21 protein-coding genes are annotated in these 24785 nt (G+C 56.4%); 7 read left to right on the top strand and 14 right to left on the bottom strand.

Annotated elements, in window-relative coordinates:
• Positions 1-288 precede the first annotated feature (288 nt).
• Positions 289-2058: a biosynthetic-type acetolactate synthase large subunit gene (gene ilvB, locus HG15A2_RS03415; protein ID WP_145057856.1), complete on the top strand. Its 1770-nt coding sequence runs from the start codon at positions 289-291 to the stop codon at positions 2056-2058.
• Between the two features lie 106 nt (positions 2059-2164).
• On the opposite strand, the gene HG15A2_RS03410 is transcribed toward ilvB, so the two are convergent.
• The 7 genes from HG15A2_RS03410 to HG15A2_RS03380 form a co-directional block, all read right to left on the bottom strand.
• Positions 2165-2380 carry a small basic protein gene (locus tag HG15A2_RS03410; RefSeq protein WP_145057854.1) on the bottom strand — a complete coding sequence of 72 codons (216 nt, stop codon included), beginning with the start codon at positions 2378-2380 and terminating at the stop codon, positions 2165-2167.
• Positions 2381-2566: 186 nt separating this feature from the next.
• Positions 2567-3442 carry a serine/threonine protein kinase gene (locus HG15A2_RS03405; RefSeq protein ID WP_145057852.1) on the bottom strand — a complete coding sequence of 292 codons (876 nt, stop codon included), beginning with the start codon at positions 3440-3442 and terminating at the stop codon, positions 2567-2569.
• A gap of 150 nt (positions 3443-3592) precedes the next feature.
• Complete coding sequence (accD, locus tag HG15A2_RS03400) at positions 3593-4480, bottom strand: acetyl-CoA carboxylase, carboxyltransferase subunit beta (protein WP_145057850.1); 888 nt, start codon at positions 4478-4480, stop codon at positions 3593-3595.
• Positions 4481-4660: 180 nt separating this feature from the next.
• On the bottom strand, positions 4661-5245 hold the full coding sequence (locus HG15A2_RS03395) for a histidine phosphatase family protein (RefSeq protein ID WP_145057848.1): 585 nt from the start codon (positions 5243-5245) through the stop codon (positions 4661-4663).
• Positions 5246-5286: 41 nt separating this feature from the next.
• Complete coding sequence (gene rpe / locus HG15A2_RS03390; RefSeq protein WP_145057846.1) at positions 5287-5997, bottom strand: ribulose-phosphate 3-epimerase; 711 nt, start codon at positions 5995-5997, stop codon at positions 5287-5289.
• Between the two features lie 166 nt (positions 5998-6163).
• Entirely contained in the window at positions 6164-6868 is a 705-nt protein-coding gene (gene scpB / locus HG15A2_RS03385; RefSeq protein ID WP_145057844.1) for an SMC-Scp complex subunit ScpB, read from the bottom strand.
• Between the two features lie 259 nt (positions 6869-7127).
• A complete protein-coding gene (locus HG15A2_RS03380; protein WP_145057842.1) occupies positions 7128-7772 on the bottom strand; it encodes a hypothetical protein in 645 nt (214 codons plus the stop codon).
• 191 nt (positions 7773-7963) lie between these two features.
• Between HG15A2_RS03380 and HG15A2_RS03375 the strand changes: the two genes are divergently transcribed.
• Positions 7964-8905: a mechanosensitive ion channel family protein gene (locus HG15A2_RS03375; protein WP_145057840.1), complete on the top strand. Its 942-nt coding sequence runs from the start codon at positions 7964-7966 to the stop codon at positions 8903-8905.
• Between the two features lie 281 nt (positions 8906-9186).
• The gene (locus tag HG15A2_RS03370) at positions 9187-11646 is read left to right on the top strand and encodes a beta-propeller domain-containing protein (protein ID WP_145057838.1); all 2460 of its coding nucleotides are present in this window, start codon (positions 9187-9189) and stop codon (positions 11644-11646) included.
• Between the two features lie 95 nt (positions 11647-11741).
• On the opposite strand, the gene HG15A2_RS03365 is transcribed toward HG15A2_RS03370, so the two are convergent.
• The 4 genes from HG15A2_RS03365 to HG15A2_RS03350 all read right to left on the bottom strand — a co-directional run bounded on the left by HG15A2_RS03365 (position 11742) and on the right by HG15A2_RS03350 (position 17514).
• On the bottom strand, positions 11742-13070 hold the full coding sequence (locus tag HG15A2_RS03365; protein ID WP_145057836.1) for a hypothetical protein: 1329 nt from the start codon (positions 13068-13070) through the stop codon (positions 11742-11744).
• 48 nt (positions 13071-13118) lie between these two features.
• Entirely contained in the window at positions 13119-15809 is a 2691-nt protein-coding gene (locus HG15A2_RS03360) for a serine/threonine-protein kinase (RefSeq protein WP_246117946.1), read from the bottom strand.
• A 280-nt stretch (positions 15810-16089) separates the two neighbouring features.
• Positions 16090-16698 carry an RNA polymerase sigma factor gene (locus HG15A2_RS03355; protein WP_145057832.1) on the bottom strand — a complete coding sequence of 203 codons (609 nt, stop codon included), beginning with the start codon at positions 16696-16698 and terminating at the stop codon, positions 16090-16092.
• Positions 16699-16764: 66 nt separating this feature from the next.
• The gene (locus HG15A2_RS03350) at positions 16765-17514 is read right to left on the bottom strand and encodes a hypothetical protein (protein ID WP_145057830.1); all 750 of its coding nucleotides are present in this window, start codon (positions 17512-17514) and stop codon (positions 16765-16767) included.
• Between the two features lie 215 nt (positions 17515-17729).
• Here HG15A2_RS03350 and HG15A2_RS03345 point away from each other — a divergent pair, with 215 nt between their 5' ends.
• Positions 17730-19061: a 3-keto-disaccharide hydrolase gene (locus HG15A2_RS03345; RefSeq protein WP_145057829.1), complete on the top strand. Its 1332-nt coding sequence runs from the start codon at positions 17730-17732 to the stop codon at positions 19059-19061.
• Here the strand turns inward: HG15A2_RS03345 and HG15A2_RS03340 are convergent.
• Both HG15A2_RS03340 and prfB read right to left on the bottom strand, forming a co-directional pair.
• Positions 19048-19668: a hypothetical protein gene (locus HG15A2_RS03340; protein ID WP_145057827.1), complete on the bottom strand. Its 621-nt coding sequence runs from the start codon at positions 19666-19668 to the stop codon at positions 19048-19050. The genes HG15A2_RS03345 and HG15A2_RS03340 overlap by 14 nt on opposite strands.
• A gap of 145 nt (positions 19669-19813) precedes the next feature.
• Positions 19814-20930 (bottom strand): peptide chain release factor 2 gene (gene prfB, locus HG15A2_RS03335; protein ID WP_391483915.1). Its coding sequence is split into 2 segments (ribosomal slippage): positions 19814-20860 and positions 20862-20930, totalling 1116 coding nucleotides; the frame shifts between segments, so codons are not numbered across the junction.
• Positions 20931-21221: 291 nt separating this feature from the next.
• On the opposite strand from prfB, the gene mnmA reads away from it, so the two are divergent.
• From mnmA to floA, 3 genes are all read left to right on the top strand, one after another.
• Positions 21222-22361 carry a tRNA 2-thiouridine(34) synthase MnmA gene (gene mnmA, locus HG15A2_RS03330; RefSeq protein ID WP_145057823.1) on the top strand — a complete coding sequence of 380 codons (1140 nt, stop codon included), beginning with the start codon at positions 21222-21224 and terminating at the stop codon, positions 22359-22361.
• 147 nt (positions 22362-22508) lie between these two features.
• The gene (locus tag HG15A2_RS03325) at positions 22509-22919 is read left to right on the top strand and encodes a flotillin-like FloA family protein (RefSeq protein ID WP_218932302.1); all 411 of its coding nucleotides are present in this window, start codon (positions 22509-22511) and stop codon (positions 22917-22919) included.
• A gap of 50 nt (positions 22920-22969) precedes the next feature.
• Entirely contained in the window at positions 22970-23971 is a 1002-nt protein-coding gene (gene floA, locus HG15A2_RS03320) for a flotillin-like protein FloA (RefSeq protein ID WP_145057819.1), read from the top strand.
• Between the two features lie 202 nt (positions 23972-24173).
• Here the strand turns inward: floA and HG15A2_RS03315 are convergent, their stop codons facing one another.
• Positions 24174-24761, bottom strand: coding sequence for a SpoVG family protein (locus HG15A2_RS03315; RefSeq protein WP_145057817.1), 588 nt, complete (start codon positions 24759-24761; stop codon positions 24174-24176).
• Positions 24762-24785: the final 24 nt, after the last annotated feature.

Below are 24785 nucleotides of genomic sequence, written 5' to 3'. Positions count from 1 at the left end.
CCCTGCATTTTCCCCGCACTGCAGGCACAGCGAACTTCCCCGTCGCCATAGCGGTCCTGCTGAAGTGCCGCTTGCGGCTTAGCGGAACCGCCAACCCATTCGGCCCGCCAAACCAGTCCGCAGCACCGCTAAGCCACAGACGGGGTGAAAATCCTTGTTCTGGGGAGCAAATCCGCTTACTATGGTTAGGTTTACGCCACTCGTGCAGGCATGATCCTGCCATGCGGCCCAAGAGGTTTTAGGAAATCCGTTCGATTTTACAGATCATAAGTAAACTGAGGTGCAGTTGTGGCTACTGTTGAGAAGACGAAAACGAAGAGCGACGTGACTTCTGGCGCTGACATCGTGATTCGGTCGCTGGTGAATCATGGCGTGGAAGTGATCTTCGCGTACCCCGGTGGTTGCAGCATGCCTTTGCACCAAGCACTCACGCGATTCAGCGACAAGATTCGCACCATCCTGCCCCGCCACGAACAGGGCGGCGGCTTCGCTGCGCAGGGCATATCGCGCAGCACAGGTCAAGTGGGCGTTTGCATGGCCACCAGTGGCCCTGGTGCTACCAACCTGATCACCGCTATTGCCGACGCCAAGCTCGACAGCATTCCCATGGTGGCTATTACCGCGCAAGTGCCTACGAAGGTTATCGGCACCGATGCGTTCCAAGAAACGCCGGTCGTCGAAGCATGCCGCGGCCTCACGAAGCATCACTATTTGGTGACCGACGTGAACGACCTTGCTCGCGTGTTCAAGGAGGCGTTCCTCATTGCTGCCTCAGGACGCCCTGGGCCCGTGTTGGTAGATATTCCTAAGGACGTACAGCTCGACTCGTGTGTGCCCGACTTCGATGCCACGCTCGACCTGCCCGGCTATTCGTTCGACGATCCGCAGGCCCGCCCAGAGCAAATCAACCAGATAGCTGCGGCCATCAAGCTGGCCAAGCGTCCGGTTATCTACGCTGGTGGCGGCATTATCATTGCCGAGGCGAGCGAGCAACTCCGCGAGCTGGTCGCCAAGACAGGCATTCCGATCACCACAACCGTCATGGGGTTAGGAGCCTTTCCGGGTGAAGACGAGCTGTCGCTCGATATGCTCGGCATGCATGGTTCGGTTTATGCCAACAAGGCCGTCGATGGGGCAGACCTGTTAATCGCCTTGGGCGTTCGGTTCGACGATCGCGTGACTGGCAAAGTGGAAGAGTTCTGCAAGCACGGCAAGATCATACATGTGGATATCGACTCTTCCGAGCTAAACAAGAATAAAGAAGCTCACATTCCCATCTGTAGCGATGTGAAGTACGCCCTGACAGAGCTCAACAAGATTGTTGAGCCACCAGAAGATATCGCGGGCTGGGTCGCTCAGTGCAAAGAGTGGAAAGAAGAGCATCCCTTCAGCTACGACGCAAGCTACCCGGGCATTACCCAGCAATTGGCCATTCATGAATTGTATAAGCTCACTCGCGACCTGGATCCAGTTGTTGCTGTCGGCGTTGGACAGCATCAAATGTGGGCCGCCCAATTCTACAAGTTCGACAAACCACGCAATTGGCTTTCCAGTAGCGGCCTGGGCACCATGGGCTTTGGCCTGCCTGCTGCGATGGGCGCTCAGACAGCCTTCCCAGATCGGCTGGTCTTTGACATCGACGGCGATGGCAGCTTCCTGATGAACATCCAAGAGCTGGCGACTTGCGCTTGCGAGAAACTTCCGGTAAAGGTGCTGCTGCTCAACAACCAGCACCTGGGAATGGTCGTGCAGTGGGAAGATCGCTTCATGCAGGGAAACCGGGCCCACACTTACCTGGGGCCAATCGATAATCCTGAGTGGAAAGGCGAAGGCGACGGCATCGGCCCGCCAGAGCGCTATCCCGACTTCGTTAGCATCGCCCGCGGCTTCGGCTGCGGTGCGGCCTACGTGAAAGACAAGGCCGACCTGATCCCTGCGCTCAAGGCGATGATCGCCTACGACGGCCCTTACGTTCTGGACGTGGAAACTCCCTACCAGGAACACGTGCTGCCGATGATCCCCGGCGGGAAAACGGTAAAGGATATTATTACGGAGTAAACAGTCACGCCAAACGAATTAATCATGAAGAACGCCCGCCGAACGATGATCGTTCGGCGGGCGTTCTTTTTGTCTGCGTCTGCTGGTTGATTAATTTGGTAGCGGGCTATTCTGCCTTATCGTCGCCGTCCTCATCCTTGGCCTTCTTCTTTTTCTTCTTGAGGACCAGCTTCTTCACGCGCACTTTGGGCAAGCCAAGCGGCGAATCGCCTTCGCTCCAGCGACCGTTCTCTTTGAGCTGAGAAATGCGTTCAACACGGGTTAAAACGCTGCGGCTGCTCACACCGCCGCGGCGGACTTTTAGGCTCTTGTCTATTGTCATTTTTCTTTGTCTCCGGGCTTCGCTTCGGCGATAGAGAGCTGCCTAGCGAGCAATAACTGATTTATGGCGATTTCGTAGTATACGAGACCCCCGCGGAAGTGAAAAGGCCCGCAATTTGCCGTGCGGGCCAACTCCTTCGATCCTGCCTCCCAGGCTGGCTGGAGCGATCAGGCTCAAGAATTGAGGCTAGACGACCGTTTCGCTCTTCACATTGCGAATGGCATTGAGAAATGCCTTCAGGGATTGAAAACGGTTTTTAGGCTCATTTTGCATACATTTGTGGATCGCCTCAGCGAGAGTTGGGTCAATATCCGGGCAATGCTTGGTCAGCGGGGTGGGGTCGCTCTGGCCGTGGCTCATGGCGGCTAGGCCGTCGGCACCACGTTGCCAGGGCAGTTCGAAGGAGAACATCTCGTACATCGACACGCCAAAGGCAAAGATGTCTAGCGTCAGATCCGTGGTCTTACGGCGCACGATTTCAGGCGCCATGTAGTTGGGAGTACCCGTGCGAATGCCGGGCTGCATGAACTCCCGCTTGGCAGGAACAGTTAGCCCGAAATCGATGAGCTTTAGCGTCGTCGCATCCTTGGCACAAACAAAATTCCGTGGGCAAATATCGCGGTGGATAAAGCCTTGTTCGTGGACAAAGCCAAGCCCCTCGGCGGCCTCGCGCATGAGATTCAGCCGGTTTCCGTCAAGCAGCGGGCTTTGGCCCACAATCAGCGAATTGAGTCCTGGCCCGTCGAGGAACTCCATGATCACGAAGTGTTCTCCCTTGGTCGTCATCCCATAACCGTGGGTAGTGACAATCAACGGGTGCTTCATCAGCATGGCGATCTCGCCCTCGATGGGCTTGTCGAGTCCGCGAAATCGCATCTCCAACTGCTCTGTCTTCTCCTTGTCGAGAATCTTGACGCCGACGATTTGCTCCGTCTGGCGATCGCGCGCCATGTGGAAGTCGCTCATCGTGCCTGAGACCGCGTCGCGCATGATCTCGTACCGCTTCGCGATATCGACCTTGCCTCCTTCCAACATCGATTTGAAAAAGCCGCTTATACCCATGTGAAGAATCTTGTTGTTGGTGTGAGGAGTCGCCGGCTAAGGCGTTCGAGAGCAATCAGTCGCCCTCTTCAACTTAAGTACCCAAGAGAGGGCAATCAAGCGAGGCATCGGTCCCGATAGCGAAAACGAGAGGCCTAAATGGCTACAAACTTAACTCCAGCCGCAGTAATCGATGACTCGGGCGATCTCGCTCTTAAGTTCCGCGCGGCGAACGATCCGATCGATATAACCGTGCTCCAGCAGGAATTCGCTCGTTTGGAAGCCCTCGGGCAGCTCGATACGAATGGTGGCTTTGATGGTTCGAGGGCCGGCAAATCCGATCAATGCTTTGGGCTCAGCGAAAATCACATTCCCGAGCGAGGCAAAACTTGCGGCCACTCCGCCCATCGTGGGATTGGTAAGAACGGAAATGAACAACCCGCCCGCCTCGCTGTAACGAGCCAGCGCCGCAGAGACTTTCGCCATTTGCATGAGCGAGAAAATACCCTCGTGCATCCGCGCCCCGCCGCCTGAACCGCTGACGATAATCAGTGGTAGCTTTTGTTCGGTGGCACGTTCGACAAGGCGCGTGAGCCGTTCGCCCACCACCGAACCCATGCTGCCCATGATAAACGCAGAGTCCGTCACGCCGAAGGCCACGCGGCGTGCGCGGATCATGCCAGAACCACTCATCACAGCGTCGCGCAGACCGGTTCGCTTTTGTTCGGCGATGAGCCGTTCGCGATACTTTTTCTTGTCTTCAAACTCCAGCGGATCGGTCGGCGAGAGATTGCCGTCCCACTCCTCGAAGGTGCCGTCGTCAAGCACCGCCGCAATTCGCCCGGCAGCGCTGAGGTACATATGGAAGTCACAATCGGGGCACGTGCTTAGTCGTTGCTCGACTTCTTTGCGAAAAACGGTGGCGCCGCAGCCCCCACAGCGCAGCCACAAGCCGCTAGGCACGCCCCGTTTCTCACGCGTGGGCTTGCCTTCTTGGCCGCTCTTGCCTTCTTGATTGCGCTTTTCAGCGCCGCCGGCCGGTGGTTTGCCAGTCGCCATGGAGGAATTAGTATTCAAAACAGGGTATTTCTGATTCGTCGCCGTGCTTGGTAACAGCTGCCAGTATATCAGCGAATTGCGTGGCCAACCATGCCGGGAAGGAGCTCCCGATGGAGAGTTTGCTCCTGAAACCGGCTTCGGACGCCATAAGGCACCGCACCGAGGCACTTGGTCAAGAGGCTAATCGTCTTTAGCTTCCGGCGAGTAGCTGAGCTTTTCCCACAAAGTAGCTCCCTCCTCCTCGACATGCCAGAGATCGACCAGTTTCTCTTGGCTGAGCAAGCTATGAAGCACGGCCGACAGTGGCCGAGGCAGCGTGAGGGCGATTGTTCCCTCCTTGTGTTTCTTGGCGAGCTTGTCGATCGCTTTTTGCAGTCGCTCTTTCGCTGAGCTCAGCGTTTCTCCCTCAGGCGGACAGACACTCTCGGGCGACTCGCGCCACCTCTTGTAGACCTTCGGCTGATTCTCGCGGACCTCATCGACCAGCATGCCTTGCCACAACCCGTGATCAAGATTCCCAAGCGTGGTGAGCTTCTTCGGTTTGAGCTTCAGTTGCTCGCCGACAAGTTGCGCTGTCTGGAGAACGCTGCGAGATAGTCCTGTGTAGAGTGTCGAGATCGGAGGTTGCTGCTCAGCCAGCTCTTGGGCGGCTTTCTGGACTTGCAGCCGACCATCGGCGCTCAACGGAATGTCCAGAGTTCCCTGGATGCGCCCTTGGCCATCGTATTCGGTGTCGCCGGTACGTATAAGATAAAGCGTGAGCATGCGTGTTGGCCGCCGGCAATGTGCCGTCACTGGCGAGCGTCTTAAAGGTTTGATGCGGCAAGTTTGGATGCGGCCAATTGGGTTAGCTCTTCGAGCTTCGCGCGGTACTCACTCGGGTCGTGCCGGAAGATTGCCGAGCCTACGACTAAGAGATGAGCGCCGGCTAAGCCGCAAGCGGCAGCGGTTGTGTTGTTCACGCCACCGTCGACTTCAAGCAAGACTTCCTTAGCGACCTGGTCTTTGAGCGAGCTGAGTTTTTCCAGTGCTACAGGATTGAACGACTGGCCGCCCGCCCCAGGGTGAACGCTCATTGCCAGGACTAAATCACACAACGGTAGCGCGTCCGCAATCTGTTCCAGCGGTGTTGTGGGGTTCAAGGCGAGTCCGGCACCAACGTTTCTCTCACGAATCGCCTTCAATAACGGCTTGGGGTCTTCGACCGCTTCGGTGTGGATCGTTAGAATGTCTGCGCCGGCGTCGGCGAAATCGCCCAAGTACTTTTCCGGCTCGACCATCATCAAGTGAATGTCCAGCGGCAAGTTCGTCACTGATCGCACAGCCCGCACGATGGTCATTCCGTAGGTGAAGTTATCGACGAACTGCCCATCCATCACGTCAAGATGCAACCCGCGTGCACCCGCATCTTCCATCGCGCGGACTTCCGCACCTAGATTGGCGAAATCACAGAGCAGCATCGATGGCATGATAGCCGGCGTGCCGGAACGCAGTTTAGCGAGACATTCGCGTGGCATAGGACTCAACGATTTCGAGACAAATTACAGTGTTACGGCTTAAATGAAGGGCGGCGTGAGATTCTACCCGTCGCCAGCGATGTCGCTAGGGCAGATCGTCACGCAGATCGGCGCAAACCGTTGTAAAACAACAGCTTACAGATTACTTTATCATCAATGTAGCTGCTTAACTATCTGCGTGCTCCGCAGAACGCGGTAATTCCTCCGGCGAAGCGATACCGAATAGTCGATTGAAGCGGACAGTGGTCACATATTGCCGCGTTGGTCGAACGCCGACCGGCAATTCTGCAGTATCACTTTGCACGCCCAGCAATTCGCGTCGTACGAGATTGGCAAGAATTGCTTGGCTCTTGGTTCCGCGCAGCTTGCCAATGGCATCGGCGGTCAACGGCTGACGGTAGGCGACGATGGACAGCACCTCCAATGCTGCGGGTGTGAGCTTGGTCTCACGAACTTCCCCGTAGAACCGATCCCGTAGTCTCACCAGCGGCTCACGAAGTTGTAACGAGTAACCACCGCCACTGGATACGATCTCGTAGGCTGAGTTACTAGCCGTGTAATCGTCGTTCAGTTCTTTGACTAAGTTCTCGATCTCCTCAGGCGATACATCACGGATGGGCCCAGCGAGCGTTTCGGAGGTCAAAGGCTTACGTTGTTCGTCGCCGACAAACAGTAACCCTTCGACAATCATCTTGGGCGAAACCCGCGCGACCTGGGGTTGGCTCTCTGCGGTTTCACTCTCCCCTGACTTACCGTTGGGAGAAGTCATCAGCTTCGCAAACGCCGTTGAGAGGCGTGCCAGCGAGAACTTCGGCGATGGGTTTTTCGGCGCTGGGGTTGAGGGAGCAGGAGTTGTGGGGGAATGGGCCATGACTCGGAAACTACTGGTTGTGTAGCTGTTATCGCAATAGCAGGCTCTCGGGGGGGGGGCATGGGCAACTTGTTGCCCTTGAGGTGCTCGAGTTCAGTCCTCGGGCTTCAGGTCTCGGGCTTCAGGTCTCGGGCTTCGGTAGGATCTCCTAATCCTGAAGCCAGGAGGCTGAGGTCTGAGGCCTAGGGCAATACCTCTGAACTTTCGGCCTAGCCAGGGAACTCAAGGGCAGCAAGCTGCCCATGCCACCCTGCTAGCACTACCTCGCCAGCAGATCACGTCGACGCTCACGCACATCGTGACGTGCTTGAGGGAGGACTTCACGGAACGTTACAGGCAATTCCGCCAGTCGCACACGTTTCATCACTTGGTTTAGGCGATAGCACAGCGTTTCGTCCTCGCCATAGTCTTCCAAAAACCGCACTTCAAGAAAGCGGGGAATTAGGCTTTCCAACTCGCCTGCGTCCTGCCCGCACATATTGCTCACTTGTCTTGCCACTAGAGTTGGCGAAACTTTGGCAAGGCTCTTGTAGTAGCGATCAAGGTCGCCGGGTTTCTCCTCTATGAGCGTCCAATCGAGCAGCAGTTCTACCAAAATGTGCCCGAGAAAACTGGGGCGCATGCCATCCACGTCGCCCGTGGCACAGCGGATTCGACCGGCAAAATCGACCGATAGCTCGGAGAAAGCTGCCGTCTCGTGGAACCAGCCATCGTCCGTGTGATGTCGCATGATGCCCACCGAGAGGGCTGCGATGTCTGGGTTCTGAGACCCTATATGCGGCTCCACATGGCGCGAGCGACAACGTACCCGCGGCCGAAAAACCCCCAGCCAGTCTGGCACCGCCACGCCTGCACACTGGTAAGGATCGTCGAGGCAATGTTGAGCGTGAGCGAAGAAATTCATTCTAAAAGTCGAGAGTCTAGGTTGAGAGTCTAGCGGCAAGGAATCTGGGCGATGCTAAGCACCAGGATACCTAGTCTCTAGTGCCTGGTCTTCAACTCTCGCAAGTTGCTCTGGCAACCGTTCGCCAAAACCGCTTAGATAGCGCACTTTGTGATAACGCACACCGCCAGAGCTAACCATTGGTCAATGAAATGAACTTCCCACTCCTAGCCCAAGCCGTCGGCAAGGTTGCCGGCGAAACCGCAGAAAAAGCAGAACAATCGACTTCTGCCGACGTGGTTCGCAACAAGATGCTGGAGCACGTTCACAAGCTTCAGTTTACCGCCATGAACAGCGAAGAGTGGATATCCGCGGCCGAATACTATGGCCTGCGTGCTGCTTTTGTTCTGGTGCTGATGGTCTTAGCCTGGACACTTTCCAGCTGGGCATCGTCGCTGGTACGCACAGCGATGCGCCGCGTGAAGTTCGACGAGACGCTCACCAAGTTCCTAGCGAAGCTCGTGCGCTGGATCATTCTACTGCTAGCTGGGCTGACTTGCCTGAGCTACTTCGGTGTAGAAACCACCAGTTTCGCGGCGGTCATCGGTGCCGCCGGCTTGGCGATTGGCTTGGCATTTCAGGGCACGCTCTCCAACTTTGCCGCGGGGGCCATGCTGCTCATCTTCCGTCCCTACAAAGTGGGCGATGTGGTGAATGTCGCGGGCAATATCGGCAAAGTCTTTGAAATCGAGCTATTCACCACTTCGATCGACACATTCGACAATCGCCGTTTCATTATTCCCAATAGTGAGATCTTTGGCGCGACGATCGAGAACATCACCTTCCATCCCAGACGCCGCGCCGAAGTGGCCGTCGGAACCGACTACGCGGCTGACCTCGACCATACGCGAGAGGTCCTGGAAGCTGCCGTGCGCCGCGTGCCGGAAGTGCTTGCCGACCCTGAGCCGGAAGTCGTGCTGCAAGAGCTGGGCGGATCGAGCGTCAACTGGTCCGTGCGCGGCTGGGCTCGCAACGACGACTTTTCTAAGACCAAGCAAGGCATCACTCGGGCGGTGAAGCTAGCACTCGACGAAGCACAAATCAGTATCCCGTTTCCGCAGATGGATGTGCACTTAGAAACACCCAATGTATAGCGCAAGCAATCCCTGCCGCTTGCGGCTTAGCTGCATACTGTTGCGAGGTCGCGTATTGTCTCGCGTTGCTCCAGAGGGTGCTGATCCATGCTGCTCCGTGTTGCCCCGAAGTGTGTTGGTCCAGGCGAGGCGTACCTCACCGGTAAGTGAAAAGGGGATCAAAACCCGAAGGGCAGAATATTCACAATTTCTTCCTTTGGAGCGTAACGCTTGGCCAGTTCATCGGCCTAGAACTAGTGCCACCCTAAGACAACCAGACTGCTAGCCTAGGCGAATCAACGATGCGTAAGCCTCCACAGCGAAGCAACACAAGACTACCCAAGCAACGCACCGGCTTCCAGTTGGGCATTGAGCAGCTGGAGCCGCGGCTGCTGATGAATGCGGACAACAACTCGATATCGCCAGTCACGAGTAACGTGGTCGCTGCGCTCGATGTGGCAAGCACGCCGGCCGTATTCCAGCCACTGGTTGGCTTGGTCGATGTCGACGACGCTGGTTGGTCCTACGAACGCTGGCAAGACCTCTCAGAGCAAGCTAAGGACTTGAAATCTGAGCAAGCCGTAAGAGATTGGCTGATCCACGCGATCGACCAACGATACGCCGATTTGTTTGGCACTGCGACGACAAGACCTTGGCGTACTATTCAATTTTTTGAGTTCGACACGAATGCCTTGTTCGTTAGCAATGCTGCCTCTAGTAACGTCGGCATAGCTAGCGATTCTTATTCGGAGACGAATGTTCAGGTCGAAGGCGTTGACGAAGCCGACCTGATTGAAACCGACGGCGAGTACCTCTACCTAATCTCAGGGAAGCAACTACTGATCGTCGATGCCACTGATCCCGATGAGCTGTCCATCGCCTCTCGTATTCAGCTGGAAGAGCAACCCGTTGGAATGTATCTCTCGGGAGATCGACTCACGCTTCTCTCTTCAGGAAGCTCAGACAGGGAGCCATCGACTGGTGGCATCAATCTCTTGACCATCGATGTTGGCTACGGCTATGGCTCCACTAGCCGCGAGTCTACCGTCGTAACGGTACTCGACATTACTGATCGCTCGCAGCCTAGTTTGGTAGAGCGCACCAAACTGCAGGGCCAGGTTGTCTCCTCCCGAATGGTGGGCGGACAACTGCGCCTTGTTTTGCAGCAAGATCGCATCCATCTTCCTACTCCCGAATCCCACCTCTCCTCAGAGTCCACGGAGGACGGTGGCAACTACGTCTATGAGTCGCGAGATGCTTACTTGGAGCGGGTACTTGAAGATACGATCGACAGCCTGCTTTCCACCGCCCGTTCGTATTCGGTCGATGGACAACTTCTTGAGAAGTCACAGCTGGTGAGGCCGGAGGAACTTAACGGCTACAGCCTGCGCGAGGGCGGGCATCGCACGATCATTGCGACCTTCGACGTGCTAGACGATGAGATTGGCCCGGCTGACTCTCAAACTTTGTTCTCCACGAATGCCACGACCGTCTACTCTTCACGGGATAGCATCTATCTCGCTGGCAACTCGGGACGCTACTACTCCCAAGCAACGACCATCTGGAAATTCGATCTCGACTCCGACGATCATTCCATCGAACTTTCTGCCAAGGGTGAGATCGCAGGCACGCTACTCAACCAGTTCTCGCTCGACGAGCACGAGGGGTACTTGCGAGTCGTCGTCAGCGAACCAGGTTGGAGCAGCGGCCACAGCCTGCATGTCCTCAAGCAAGTCGGTGACGGGCTCGAGATTGTCGGCAGCGTCGAAAACTTAGCGCCCGGCGAGCGACTGCACTCGGTTCGCTTCCTAGGCGAGCGGGCCTTTTTCGTCACGTTCCAAAAAGTCGATCCACTGTTTGCCATCGACTTGAGCAACCCAGAGAGTCCAGAGCTGGCTGGTGAGTTAAAGATCCCCGGCTACTCAGACTATTTGCAACCGATTGGCGAGAATCACCTGCTAGGCTTAGGACGTGGGGCTGACGAATCGATTGGGCTCTTCCAGGAGTTACAGGTTTCGATCTTCGATGTGACCGACCTCGACGATCCTCTGCTTGCTCACCGCTACTCGTTTGAAGGGGGCCGGAATACCGCCTCGATTGCCACAGGTGGCCGCTGGAGCCAAGGCGACGGCGATCACCATGCCGTCAGCTACTTCCCCTCAGAAGAGATTCTGGCTATCCCCATCTACAGTGCCGACCAGCATACCAGTAGTTGGGCCAATGTAGACAACCGTCCGATCTTCGCCGCAGGTACCGGTGGTTTGCAAGTCTTCTCCGTGAGCACCGAGAACGGATTCGAACCACTCACGATGATCGAGCACGACTCGCCCATCCTCAGATCGCTTCGTATCGGAGAGTCGCTGTTGGTTTTCTCTGCCGGCGAAATCACTTCCCATGAGCTCGCCGACCCCTCGAACCAGCTGGATAGCTTGTCGCTGCTCGTCGGCACAGATGTCGGCGTTGTCGAATTATCAGACTACCTAACGATTCCCACCAACGTCGATCTACAAGCACTTGCAATCCAGGCAGCCTTGGGAGCCAACCTAAACGTCCCACTGGCGAGTGCGCTGGAACCACAGGATTGGTCAGGGCCAGATAGTTTCCAAACCTCGCAGACTGCGAGCCCCTTGCCGCACCTTTCAGTGAGTCATCTACAAGCTACGGATTCTGTGTTCACCTCCTCGGGAGAGAGCGAAACAGCAGAGGCTCATTTCACATTGCGTGACTCGCTGTTAGACGACGTGCTAACTGCTCACGCGTAGCTCAGTCTCCGAGACTCTAGGCCTTCGGGCCTGACACAATTCTCGGAGAGAATTGCCTACGTGCAAATCAATCCACGATCTCAGTTAATCTGCGATCAATTAATCCAGAAGGCAAACATCACAAAACGGCCCTGAAAGGTCCGCTGGATTTCGCGCCACAGTTGGGGGTCGGTGATCTCGCCTTCTTCCAGAAACGGTTCCAAGCCGCTCCCTTGAGCCCAGAGGATGAGATCGAGCGGTTGCGGTTCGGTGAAGACCTTCTTGAGGTTGATCCCGCGGCGTCCCTTCATTTTGGCCGGCTCGCGCCAGAAGGGCGCTAGTTTTTCGCCATTGAGCATCCGCTCGAACTCGCCGAGCGTCTTGTCCCAACTTTTCACCATGCCACCAGTGATTCGCATGCCTGGGATTGCCGTTTGCGTTTGCTGAGGAGCGGGCAGCCATTCGCGGTCGTCGTCGGTCTCTGCTTGAATAGCCTCCCAATTCTGTCGGCTGAGCTCGATCATCTTCAGCATGTGCTCTCTGGCAGACGCCAGTCGTTCAGGCTCGACCACGGGGAGCTTGATGAGATGTATGAAGGCAATCGCGTCGGCGATGTTGGTAAACACTTCTGCTCTCCGGGCGTAGTGGTATTTCATTTTCGCCTTGGGGAAGAACAAGTGAGCCGTGCGATCGTGCAATTCCTTCGTCTCGTAAGCCAAGTGAATATCGCACAGCGCTTGCAGCACATGACAGTACCCCCGCAGCCAGTAGGCATCGGCCGTGTCGAAGCCGATCACGAACTGCTCAGCTTGTTCCTGCGTTAACCCCGCGTTGCGCCGCCGTTGTGAGAACACCCGATTGAAGACGATCCACAGGGCCTCTTTCTCATCCACTGTGCCATTGGAATCGAAGTCCATCCGTATCATGCCCACCGGAATGGGAACTTTTACTTCTGCCCCTTCAGGGATCTTTGCGAGGGTCGCTTCCGCACGGGCCAGACTAGCTGAAAAGTCAGCGATCATCTGGCGGAAGGCCTCGTTAGTGAGCGGCGTGGGATCGTCGTTCTTAGGCACCGGCAAGCGTACGAACGGGAGCATCGATTCCCAGGCGGGGTTCAGCCCGTACTCGTGTAGCGATTGCATGAGCCCCTCGACGCCCTGCAGCGTTTGCACCACACCAAGTGCAAATTGTGCGTTGGGGTCCTCGCCGCCGGTTTCATTGTTGTTGGCGAGTTGTGTGGTCAGTTGCTGCTCCGCATCGGAAAGCTTGCCTTGCACAAGCATCGCTTCAACGACGGGGGAGACGGGTTGCTGGGCAAACGCCGTGCATGTTGAAAGTGAGACGGCCATTGCTAGGACTAAAGGAATTCGCATGAGGTTCCTTTCGTAGGGTCCGCTGTGCGGACCGTTCTGTGGGGCTGGGAATTTCTGTAGTTCGTCGGACATGGTAGGCCTCGCTCCACTCGGCAGTACCCTACCTCTCATCAGCGGGCCCTACGGCATGGGGGCCACAATCACTTCGACATCTTTGACAGACACGGTGCCGCTGCCTTCGGTGACGATATTCAACTTCAATTGATCGGCCTTCTCACCCTTCTTCAAAAAAAACGGCGTCTCGTAGTTAGCCCAACCGTTGGTGCCGGTCACTGCATGGTGGAAACCCTTGGAGAATGAAGCGGGGCCCGGAGGCACGCGGCACCACATCTCCAGATAGACCTTGCCTGTAGCGTCTTTGGTTTTCAATTTGGCGCGGTAAGTCACGATACAGTTTTCTAGTTCCCTTGGCGGTTCTAGCTTCGATGGGTCGATCTCAAAGAGCCGGATGGTCTTGGCTTCTTTGGCACGAAATTCCCAGGAATTAGCTGGTGCCCCAAGCAAACCGGCATGCTCGTCTTGAGTGATTGTCTTATCTTTCCCTTTTTCGAAGGTGGCCAACACTTTCGGATCGGGTCGTTTCACGGCAACCGTGCGTTTTTTCGCATTGATAGTTCTGCCAAGCTGCTCCGTCAGTCGTGATGCCGTCAGCAAGGACATTTTAGAATAGAATGCCAAGCTTTCCTCGGTGACGTCCCAGATGCCGAGCCCGAGAAATCTATTCGTTGAAAATGCGGCTGGAGCCCAGCTCACCTGCAAACGGACTCGTGAAGGCAACTCTACACGCCCAATGTCATCCGGCTCGTAGCTTTGCAGAATCATCGAGGCAGTAAGCGGTTTGGCCGGGTCATCCTCTATTGTCTGTTTTTCCAGTTCGTCGACAGCACCCGTTAACGATTCATGAAGTTTTATCGCCTCGTCTAACGACAGCTTAGCGATGATGGGCCAGAAGCTTTTCTCATCATCCACAAGCGCAATGGTGATTCGCGGATCGACAACGGGCCCCCGAGCAGTGTGCCCACGATATTCCGAGCGCACCTGCCAACGGAGTTTCTTACCCAAATCGATCCTACCGGCATCATCGATTTCGTAAGCCTTGGTGTAAAGCGTGCAGTCGAGGCCGAAGTCGCTTCGTTCTGGGCTGGTCTGTCGATCGTGGTCAGCAACTTCCAGCGTCCCCTGCCCAGAGTTTCCAGAAGTTGGGCCGACTGCCGACTTCTCCCGATCCAGCATGATCCGCACCAACTGCTGCTCGCCCCGCTCGATCGTCACGCGATCCTTATCAAGCCTGAACTGGTCGCCAGCATTCTTGAGCGTCACATCCCATTGGCCTTCCAGCAACTTCGCTTCCCAACCTTCTTCCAGGTTCATCACTTCCACTTGGTTGCCTTGACGGACTTCCACTTGTACCTGATCGAGCGCTTCAGGCGGGACTTCGACCGTGAGCTGACCCTCCGGGGTGCGGAGCTTGAGCAATAGCGCAGCAAGCAGAACGATTCCAAATGCCGCCGCGGCAATAGTCCAACCGGGGATTGCGCGACGAGGCGGCAAAGCCGCTAGCGGCTCGGGAGACGCCTTCACCAAATGATCGTCTGTGGCGTTTGCGTCTTCGGGATTCAACGCCACTAGACCGCACACATCAGCAAACGGCGCGAGCGCCTCAGAGGCTGCCGCTGGTGATTCAAAGCGTTGCTTTGGGTCTTTTGCCAACATACGATCTAGCACTGCGACAAGTCTCTTGGGTAGATCCTGACGATGCTCAGTCACTCGGGGCACAGCTCGCTCGGCAAGTCCAGCAATCTTCTTGGCGAGCGTGTCGTACTGGCTGCCGGAATAAGGTGCCTTGCCAGTGAGCAGTTTGTAGAGCGTTGCTCCCAGGCTAAACACATCGCTGCGACCATCGATACGTCCGCCAGTGCATTGCTCAGGTGCCATGAAGTCGGGCGTGCCCATGACTTGATCGGTACCGGTTAAAGAGGCGTCGATTCTTTGGAAGTCGCCTGTGGCTACTGAAGGCCTAGCAGACTCTTCGGGCGCATCGGTCAAGAGCCTCGCCAGTCCCAGGTCCAAGACTTTCACTTTACCCTGCTTATCGAGCATGAGGTTCGACGGTTTTACATCGCGATGCACGAGTCCCTGATCGTGTGCGTATTGCAAACCAATTGCTGCCTGGCGGACTAGCTCGCACGCAGTTCCCACGCGCAGCGGTCCTTCGCGCTTCACGAGCGCGCCTAGATCGACGCCGTCGATGAGTTCCATCGCTAGAAAATGCTTACCCTCAGATTCACCGGCGTCGAACGCTCGCACAATATGCGGATGATCGAGATTGCCAATTGCCTGCATCTCGCGATGAAAGCGGGCAATCGCTTCGGGATGACGCATGCGTTCCTCAGGTAGCACCTTCACGGCAACCATTCTGCCCAGCTTCTGATGTTCCGCCCGATAGACCGTACCCATGCCGCCGCAGCCGAGCTTTTCCAGCAGGCGATACTCACGCAACTGACCCAGCGAGCCCGCTGGTCCCCCTGCGGATTGTTTCTCCGGCAGATCGTGCGTTTCTTCAGGCGGCTCCGTTTCCTGCAACTTGGCAAGGACCGCTTGCAGATCAGCCTCCGCTTCATAGGGCGAGCCATCGTTAGCCATCGCGAGGCCTCGCACGAGGGTATCCTCACCGGCCAGCGAAGTGAGCGTCTCCTGGCAGTCGTCGCACTGCTGGAGGTGTTCCGCGATTTCGTCTAGCTCGTCGGCCGGAAGTCGACCGAGGGCGTAGTCGCTGAGCATTTCGTGGGCCGGGTGATCTAGTGCGGTCATCACCGTGCATTCTCCTCAGTTCGGGTACTGAAAAGCAAGCAGTTGTGTTTTGCTTGCTGCCTAAGGGAAGAACGCAGGGGTCTGCCAGAGAAATTTCTGGGAAGCCAGAAAACTGTGGAAAGCATGGGTGTGGGGCAGGGCATCGCAGAGTGGGGCGAGGCGTACTGGCTTCGGGCTTCAGACCTCAGACCTCAGACTTCGGGCTTCAGGCTTCAGGGTTGGCGTGGAGGCCTGAAGCCCGAGGTCCGAGGTCTGAAGTCTCTGTCAACGAGGGGATCGGCTAAACGAGCCCATCCAGCTCTTCGCGCAAGCGTCGCAGCACACGGCTTTTGGCTTTGTAGACGGCGTTCACGGAAATACCCAGCTTCCCGGCGACGTCCGCCGGTGACATCTGCTCGACCGTGGTGAGCAGAAATGCCTGCCAAGTGTTAGACTCGAACTCCGCCTTCACGTAGTCGAGAGTCCGCTGCAACACGCCGCGGGACTCAACGCTGGCCGAGCTGTGGCCGTCGAAGCTAACTTCCGCTTCTGGATCGGGCAAGTTGTGAACCTGCTGGAGAAAGTCCGTACCGCCGCGAACTTGGGGCTGGTTGGCTAAACGGCGGAAGTGGTCGCGAATTCGATTCCGAGCGATTGTCGAGATCCAGCCTCGGAACGTATCACCGGGGCGATCTCGCCTGAATTTCGCGAGGCCCATCGTGACCGAACGAAAGACTTCCTGAGTCACGTCCGCCGCGTCGGCTGGCTTGAGGTTTGCTCCCCGACACCAGCCGTACACCACGGGACCAAACAGCTTGGTGAGCCGCAGCCAAGCGTCGGGCTCCTGTTGACGAAGTCGCACCAGGAGCGTCGACGAAAGCGTGTCGGAGGAACGATCAGCGGAGCGCATGATTTGAAGAATAGTGAGAGCGGAAGCGGGGACGCCAGCGAGCCGTGCAACACGCCCAAATGCCGATTAAGCATCATGCTCGCGACAATACGCCAACATGTCGTCGATGCTCATGGAAGACTTGTCGACGGGGCCGCCTGAAGAAGTTTCTTCCGAAGCAGCAGGAGCCGCTTCCTCAACGACTTCCTCCGCAGCTGGCGAATCTTCGGGTGCTACTTCATCTCTAGGCTGTTCAGTCTCCGCCGGCGCTGCCGCTGCGCCACCACGCGCTGCGGCAAGCATATCTGCGACAGACATCTTCCCGCGATCGACCTTACCGGCCGCTTGCGGCTTAGGCGAGCTCTCAGTTTTCGCTACTGCCTCTTGCTTAGGTGCTGCCTTTGCTGCACCACCGCGAGCAGCCGCCAGAATGTCAGACGTGGAACTGGGTTTATCTGACTTGGGCTTCTTTGCCGCGGCAGCGTCCTTACCCGCCGAGCCTTGCTGGCGTGCCATCTCCAGCGGCGACAACTTTTTCTCCGCTTGCGGCTTAGCTGCATCTTTCTTCGGCGCGGCCTTTTTCTTCGCCGCCGGCTTCTTCTCCTCTTTCGGCTTCGGAGCCGGCTTGTCGACCACCTTCAAGTAATCGAGATCGATATCGAACCAACCGGTGCTCAGGTGGTAGTCGATAAACTCGACCAACGCCCGACCGCTCATGTTTACGGTTTTCACCTGGCCGACTAAGTCCTTGAAGCGAGCCAGCTCAGCACGACTCGCATCGACGGCGACGTACTTGTCGGTGTACTCAGACTTTATCTTCTCGATTTGTTCGATCATTGTTAGCCCCGGTCGTCCCGACCGGATTTTGAATGTTTTGAATGGGCAGTGGTCAGTCAGAACCGACAGCCCCTCATTTTGGCCCAAGATGCGGTTTATGACAATGACCACTGATGAATCCCTGGTCGAGCCTAGTTTCTTGCGGCAGAGCGGCGAACCGTTAATAATTCACCCACTGCCATAACCGTCCGGCCTGCCACCCCTCAGGATTCTCTATGTGTACCCCTTATATTGCTCCGCTGCTTGCCTCTCTGGTCTTTTTCGCCCCGTTATCACTTATCCAGGCCAAGGAATACCTGCCCGGTATTGAGTGGGAGGAGCCCGAGGTGGTGACCCCCGGCAAGACGGACGATCAGCCCCCTTCGGATGCCATCGTGCTGTTTGACGGGACGAATCTTGACGCTTGGAAAAACGGCGGAAACTGGCAGATTGAGGACGGTACCGCTGTGGCTACCAAAGGTTATATCAAAACCAAGCAGAAGTTCGGCGATTGCCAGCTGCATATTGAATGGTCGGCACCTACCGATTCAGGCAATCGCACTGGCCAACAGCGTGGCAACAGCGGTGTGTTCTTCGGTCCTTACGAGCTTCAAGTGCTCGATTCCTACCAGCACAAAACTTACAACGACGGCCAGGCAGGGGCCATCTATAAGCAGACCCCGCCTTGGGTGAACGCCATGCGTCCGCCCGGCGAGTGGAACGTGTATGAAGTCGTCTGGACCGCACCACGCTTCGACGCAAACGGCAGCCTTAAGTCGCCCGCTTACATCACTGTGCTGCACAACGGCGTGCTTCTCCAAAATCACTTTGAATTACAGGGCGATACACCCTACGACAGACCGCCCGAGTACAAGCCACACGGCAAGTTGCCTATCCAGTTGCAAGATCACGGCAACCCGGTGCGCTTCCGCAATATCTGGGTGCGTGAGATCAGTCCGCCCGTGGGCAAGCGTGCTCATCCGCCCAGTTTGAAGGATGGCGACAAAGTGGTGCCGATTGAAGAAAAGAAAGTTGCAAAAAGGAAGTGGTTAAGCTGGCCAAAACAAGATCGAAAACAGAGCAGCAAGCTCCAAAAAGTCGTCTATCCCAACGTTGGGGTTGTAGAGCGAGTGCCGAGGTGGGAGCGATGGAAGATTGCTTTCGAAGTTGAATCTGAAGAAGAATTGGCTGAGTGCATGGAGCAGCACAAAATAACTCTAGCGGTCCTTGGGCGTGACAAGCGGGTCCACACTGCAACACAATTGACTACCTCAAACCCCAAGGCGGTTAGTCGCACCGTTAAGGAATTCAATACATTTGGACGCACAATCCCCGACGATCCGAAGGTTGCAGAATTGATCAAGAATCTGGCAACTCAAGCGGGCATTGCGGACCGAGGTAAGTACATTCTCTTGTTCTTCCCTTATGAAGTTGAGGAAAAGCTTTGGCTACTGGAGAATCAAGCAAACCAAGAGGGAGACGTGAACAAGATTCGCCAAACTAGATTCCTATTATCTAAAAACAACGGCAATTACGAGTTCGAGGTCATCGAGGTTAGTCACTTCTGAATTCAACTCGATACCGCCAGCGCACCGTAGCCGGTAGCCGAGCCGACGGTACTACCTCGCGCCTCACGAGCAACTTCCGCTCGTGGTAAGCCACTTCTAAGGGCGGCGTGCCCTCGGCGTCCTCCTTGATTTGCTGAGCGACTAGAGCGAGCTTCCCCAGTGGCGTATCGATTTCGTGCGTCGTTTCGCTCTTGCCTAGCTCCGCGTCGAGCGCCATCTTGTAGACACTCCTCACGCTCCCCACGGCCGCTTTCATGCGGCAGGCGGCGTCGAAAAGGATGCCCGTTTGCTCTGGCTCGGTCGTCGGCTCGACGATCAGCGACCAGTGGCAATCGCCTGACATGCCGACCAGCGCCGCCACCGGCCTGTCTGCGATCTCTTGCACGTTGAGGTCTTGATAGGCGGGGCAGGCAGAGCCCACGCTGTCGCCATGCTCAGACTCCAAATCCTCAGACCCTAAATCTTCAGACTCCATCACGAGCACCGATTGCTCGCCATCGACGACGTAAATCTTATGGCAATAGCGATCGGCCAGCTGGGCGAACTCGACGCGCACGCCAACACCCTGGGGATTGAGCGACTGCACAGCTGCTATTTTTTTAACCACAGAGGGCACGGAGGTTCACAGAGTAAATGATTGAAGTGGGTTGTTGAACATCTTTTGAAGCACTAAGTCTTGGATGGCATGACGCGATCTCTACAGTATCTCTTTGTTCCTCTGTGAACCTCCGTGTTCTCTGTGGTTCAAAAATCTAATCGTCACCTTCTTCAACCGGTTGCCCGGCGCGCCAGCGGAGTGTGCTGTCGAGGAATCCTTGGATATCGCCATCCAGCACCGCTTGAAAGTTACCCATCTGGAACTTGGTGCGGGCATCCTTCACACGTTGATCGGGGTGTAGGAAGTAATTGCGAATCTGCGAGCCGAAGCCGGTTTTCGCTTGCTGCTGATACTTGGCAGCGTCTTCTTGTTCGCGTTTTTCTTCCTCGTGGCGAGCCATCTGGGCACGCAGCATTTTCCAGGCGGTCGCCCGGTTCTTGTGTTGACTACGTTCGTTTTGGCACTGCACGACGATACCGGTTGGGGCATGCGTGAGTCGAACTGCGCTGTCCGTCTTGTTCACGTGCTGCCCACCAGCGCCGCTTGCTCGGTAGGTGTCGGTACGCACGTCGGACTCGTCAATTTCGATTTCTACCGAGTCTGAAATTTCCGGAGACACGTCGACCGCCGCAAAGCTCGTCTGGCGCTTGCCTTCCGAGTTGAATGGGCTGATTCGCACGAGACGGTGAATGCCCGTTTCGCCCCTTAGGTAGCCGTAAGCCATCGGGCCGCGGAGGGCGATCGTTGCGTTGTTGATGCCGGCCTCTTCGTTGTCTTGGCGGTCGATTAGTTCGGCCTTGTAATCGTTTTTCTGGCCCCACTGCAGGTACATTCGCAGGAGCATCTCCGCCCAATCGTTGGCATCGGTGCCGCCATCTCGGGCGTTAATCGTGATGATTGCGCCGGCCGAATCGTGCGGGCCGCTGAGCAATGCCTGTAGCTTGAGTTCCTCGACCACCTTTTCCAGCCGTACGATCTCACCCTGGGCTTCGGTGGCGAAGGCTTCGTCTTCAGCAGCCATTTCCACCATGGCAGTGAGATCTTCACTCCCTGCGAGAGCTTCATCCAAGGGCTTGAGCAACGCTACGAGATTGCTGCGTTCCTGCACCAGAGGCTGGGCCGTCTCCTGATCGTCCCAAAAAGTGGGGGCGGCCATCGCCTGGTCGATTTCCGTGACCCGTTGCTGCTTGCTAGGGCAGTCAAAGAGAGTCCCGAAGTTGGACGATTGCAGTGCGAATCGCTTCGGCTCGATCGAGCCATTCCTTTTCCAACATCGTTGCGGGACTCCTGGGTGCTAAAGATAGGTATCGAGACAGACTGCTATTGTATGCGGCTAGATGGGACTTTTTGAACCACAAAGAGCACGAAGTCATAAAGATTTGTTGGAGGCTCCTAACCAAGAAATCACTTCTTCCCTGAAAGCTTGTGACTCAAGCAGAAATTTCTGCTTGGGATACTTTTCGAGAACGAACGCTATTTTCAGGCGACTCTGCGTGAACTTTGTGTTCTTTGTGGTTCCTCAAGGTTGTTGCCCTGACTCGCCCGTTCTAGACTCAATCTCTATGGCAAGAGTCGTACTAGCAATGTCGGGCGGAGTCGATTCGAGCGTTGCTGCGCACTTACTGCTCGAAGCGGGGCACGAGGTGATCGGCGTTTTCATGCGTCACGGGCACCAATCGCCAGTGGCATGCACCAACGATCCGGAGAGCCCGGACGCACCAGCCCGCGGGTCGCTTGTCGATTTGCCCGTCGTCAACCGGCTCGATCACAAGCAGGGTTGCTGCACTGCGGCCGATGCTGAGGATGCCCGCCGGGTGGCGGATCGGCTTTCTATTCCGTTTTACGCGTTGAATCTCGACCGCGAGTTCAAGCAGATCATCGACTACTTTGTCGATGAGTACACCGCCGGTCGTACGCCGAATCCGTGTGTGCAGTGCAACAATTGGATTAAGTTCGGCAAACTGTTCGATTACGCGGATAGCGTGGGAGCGCAGTATGTCGCAACGGGCCACTACGCGCGGCTTGAGACAGCGGGCGGCACGCCCAAGCTGTTGCGCGGGATTGATTCCGGAAAAGATCAATCCTACGTGCTGTTCGGCATCAAGCAAAAGTATCTTGAGCGCATGCTGCTACCGGTGGGCGGTTATCAGAAGCCAGACATTCGCCGACTTGCTGGCGAAGTGGGCATGAACGTCGCGGAGAAGAAAGACAGCCAGGAAATCTGCTTCGTGACGCGAGGCCGGTATGACGAATTCGTACGCAACGAACGCGACCAAAAAACCAGTATCGATACCGCCGGCGAACTGGTACTCACTGACGGCACCGTCGTGGGCAAGCACTCCGGCATCGAAGGCTTTACCGTCGGACAGCGCAAAGGGCTGGGCGTGGCGCTCGGCGAGCCCAAGTTTGTCGTCCGCATCGAGCCCGAGTCACGCAACGTCGTCCTGGGGGATCGAGAGGAAATGGGCTGCCGGGAACTCACTGCCAAGGATTGCAACTGGTTGGTCGAGCACGAGGAGATTCCCCAGCGCTGCGAAGTGCAAATCCGTTACAACGCTTCGAGTGCCCCGGCCACCGTGGAATTGCTCGACGAGGGACGTTTCTCAGTAGAATTCGACGAGCCCCAATTCGCCATAGCCCCCGGTCAGGCGGCGGTGTGCTATCACGGGGAGCAAACGCTGGGTGGCGGATGGATTGAATAGGGACTGAAGTGTGGGGGGCGTTTACCACTGGTTCCGCTTACGCATCTACTTCAATTTATCCCACGAATCGATTATCCTGCGCTTCGTGCTGCCGTTTTTGTAGAAACTCCCAGCTGATCGATGACGTGCAATTTGCCTATCATTGCGATGCAAGACGGACAAATACTACTGCTTGTGGTGATTGTCGTTGGGCTTCTCGTGGCGCTGGCAATTCTCGTGCAGTTTGCGAGACTCGGCTCCCTTTGGCTGCAGGCATTTGCCTCGGGTGTGCCGGTCAGCATGATTCGCCTGCTGGCCATGAAGTTAAGGCGCGTGAATCCGCGAACGATCATCGAGGCTGAAATCCAAGCCACGCAGGCAGACATCATGCATGACCCCAAGTTTGGGATCACAGCAGATCTGCTGGAAAACCACTATATCCTCGGTGGCGATGTGCCTAGGGTCATTCAGGCGCTCGTGGCCGCCAAGCGGTCCGGAATCGAACTCGATTTTAAGCAAGCCGCTGACATTGACCTCGCCGATCATGATATACTCACCAGAGCCGTGGCTGAGAGATAGCCCAGCGTCGTTTCTGATCATTCCTCAACACTAGATTTGCAGGTTACCTCATGCAAAACGCATCGCTCCTCCTGGCCCTCGAAGGCAAGCACCTGTTGTTCCTGGGGGCGATTGGCATCGGCCTGATTCTGGTCCTGGTGATCGTCGGCTTGTTTTTCAAGTTCGGCAATCTGTGGCTGCAAGCGTATACGTCAAATGCACGTGTGAGCATGCTAAGCCTGCTGGGGATGACCCTTCGTCAAGTGAACCCGCGCACGATTGTGGATGCGAAGATTCAAGCCATGCAAGCTGGCGTGGGTACCGATGCGGAGACAGGCATCACCACGCGGCGACTGGAAGCTCACTACCTTGCTGGCGGCGATGTGCCGCGAGTCATCAATGCGATTGTGGCTGCCCAGCGGGCGGATATCGATCTGGACTTCGATCGGGCCGCGGCCATCGACCTGGCCGGCCGTGATGTGCTCGATGCGGTACGCACAAGTGTGTACCCCAAAGTGATCGATTGCCCCGATCCAGATCGCTCCTCGAAAACCACCCTCAGCGCGGTCGCCCGCAATGGTGTCGAGCTCAAGATTCGCGCCCGCGTGACCGTTCGCACGAACCTGCATCAGCTGATTGGTGGTGCGACTGAGGAAACCATCATCGCTCGCGTGGGTGAGGGCATCATTACTTCCATCGGTTCGGCCGAAGATCATCTGGCAGTCATGGAGAATCCTGATCGGATTTCCAAGGCGGTCTTGGAGCGGGGCCTCGACGCACATACGGCTTTTGAGATCGTTTCCATCGACATTGCAGATATCGACATCGGCGAGAACATCGGTGCCCGGCTTCAGGCTGACCAAGCAGAAGCCGATACGCGCATGGCTCAAGCCCTGGCAGAACAGCGTAAGGCGAATGCCGTAGCGCGTGAGCAGGAGATGAAAGCCAACGTCGCGCTAAACCGTGCCGAGGTCATTCTCGCCCAAGCAGAAGTGCCCAAGGCAATGGCCGAGGCATTTCGTAAAGGCAATCTGGCAAGAATCGGCGGCGAGAGTCAAAACGGTGCCGGCTAGTTAGTTGTGCTCTGTCGCAAGACATCGCGCCAATTCTACACGTTCCCGTTAGCCGACGAGCTTGCTCGCCGCGTGTCCACCAATTGTTTGGGCTATGCCTGCTGCCTAGGCGACGCGATTCGAGCCTTCCCTTCCTGTACCCCGCCGCACACTCCACGGCGAGCAAGCTCGGCGGCTAACTGAGTCTCAAGAAACCGTGATGTTAAAAAACTCCTTCGCCGAAGTCTTCTGAACCGGAACTCTTCGAGTCGGTGCGCTGCGGAGATTGTAGTTCGGTAAGACCAGTGGCTTCATGCGGCTCGTCGATTCGCCGCGAGCTCTGCTTTTCTTTCGTCGCGTTAGAGCCAGAATCGGATGCTTTCTGAGGCCGATACTCCACGTCGAAGTCATCGTAGCGCGACACGTAGTTTGGATGCTTGGCGCGCTCAAGCTCTTCGTAGTATTCCTTGACCACGTGATCTTGAATCATCTCGCGGCAGGAGGAGTTAATCGGGTGGGCGATGTCCGCGTACAACTTGGTTCGACCGTCGGTATCCGTTGGTAAGCGATCTTGTGGCAACGATTTCCCGCACTGGTTGCAATATGGAGCACGCAAGTGATTCTTCATGCCACAGTTAGGGCAGTGCGCAGTGAGCTTGCGGCTAGGCATGGCCACGAAAGGGCCGCTGGTGCCTTCGATGATTTTCATATCGCGCACGACAAAACAATTGTCGAATGTAATCGAACAAAACGCCTGGAGGCGTTCGCCCGGTTCTTCCATGAGTTTGATTCTTACTTCGGTGATTTCCACGGTGGTCTCTTCCTGCGTGCCTCA

The organism is Adhaeretor mobilis (assembly GCF_007741515.1).
Classification (GTDB): Bacteria; Planctomycetota; Planctomycetia; order Pirellulales; family Lacipirellulaceae; genus Adhaeretor; species Adhaeretor mobilis.
This window is presented reverse-complemented; position numbering and strand designations above follow the sequence as displayed.

What these genes read in the sequence shown, in the direction of transcription:
- HG15A2_RS03410 (WP_145057854.1), bottom strand. Translation starts at nt 2,380, where the DNA reads ATGACAATAGACAAGAGCCTAAAAGTCCGCCGCGGCGGTGTGAGCAGC.
- HG15A2_RS03405 (WP_145057852.1), bottom strand. Translation starts at nt 3,442, where the DNA reads ATGGGTATAAGCGGCTTTTTCAAATCGATGTTGGAAGGAGGCAAGGTC.
- accD (WP_145057850.1), bottom strand. Translation starts at nt 4,480, where the DNA reads ATGGCGACTGGCAAACCACCGGCCGGCGGCGCTGAAAAGCGCAATCAA.
- HG15A2_RS03395 (WP_145057848.1), bottom strand. Translation starts at nt 5,245, where the DNA reads ATGCTCACGCTTTATCTTATACGTACCGGCGACACCGAATACGATGGC.
- rpe (WP_145057846.1), bottom strand. Translation starts at nt 5,997, where the DNA reads ATGCCACGCGAATGTCTCGCTAAACTGCGTTCCGGCACGCCGGCTATC.
- scpB (WP_145057844.1), bottom strand. Translation starts at nt 6,868, where the DNA reads ATGGCCCATTCCCCCACAACTCCTGCTCCCTCAACCCCAGCGCCGAAA.
- HG15A2_RS03380 (WP_145057842.1), bottom strand. Translation starts at nt 7,772, where the DNA reads ATGAATTTCTTCGCTCACGCTCAACATTGCCTCGACGATCCTTACCAG.
- HG15A2_RS03375 (WP_145057840.1), top strand. Translation starts at nt 7,964, where the DNA reads ATGAACTTCCCACTCCTAGCCCAAGCCGTCGGCAAGGTTGCCGGCGAA.
- HG15A2_RS03370 (WP_145057838.1), top strand. Translation starts at nt 9,187, where the DNA reads ATGCGTAAGCCTCCACAGCGAAGCAACACAAGACTACCCAAGCAACGC.
- HG15A2_RS03365 (WP_145057836.1), bottom strand. Translation starts at nt 13,070, where the DNA reads ATGTCCGACGAACTACAGAAATTCCCAGCCCCACAGAACGGTCCGCAC.
- HG15A2_RS03360 (WP_246117946.1), bottom strand. Translation starts at nt 15,809, where the DNA reads ATGACCGCACTAGATCACCCGGCCCACGAAATGCTCAGCGACTACGCC.
- HG15A2_RS03355 (WP_145057832.1), bottom strand. Translation starts at nt 16,698, where the DNA reads ATGCGCTCCGCTGATCGTTCCTCCGACACGCTTTCGTCGACGCTCCTG.
- HG15A2_RS03350 (WP_145057830.1), bottom strand. Translation starts at nt 17,514, where the DNA reads ATGATCGAACAAATCGAGAAGATAAAGTCTGAGTACACCGACAAGTAC.
- HG15A2_RS03345 (WP_145057829.1), top strand. Translation starts at nt 17,730, where the DNA reads ATGTGTACCCCTTATATTGCTCCGCTGCTTGCCTCTCTGGTCTTTTTC.
- mnmA (WP_145057823.1), top strand. Translation starts at nt 21,222, where the DNA reads ATGGCAAGAGTCGTACTAGCAATGTCGGGCGGAGTCGATTCGAGCGTT.
- HG15A2_RS03325 (WP_218932302.1), top strand. Translation starts at nt 22,509, where the DNA reads ATGCAAGACGGACAAATACTACTGCTTGTGGTGATTGTCGTTGGGCTT.
- floA (WP_145057819.1), top strand. Translation starts at nt 22,970, where the DNA reads ATGCAAAACGCATCGCTCCTCCTGGCCCTCGAAGGCAAGCACCTGTTG.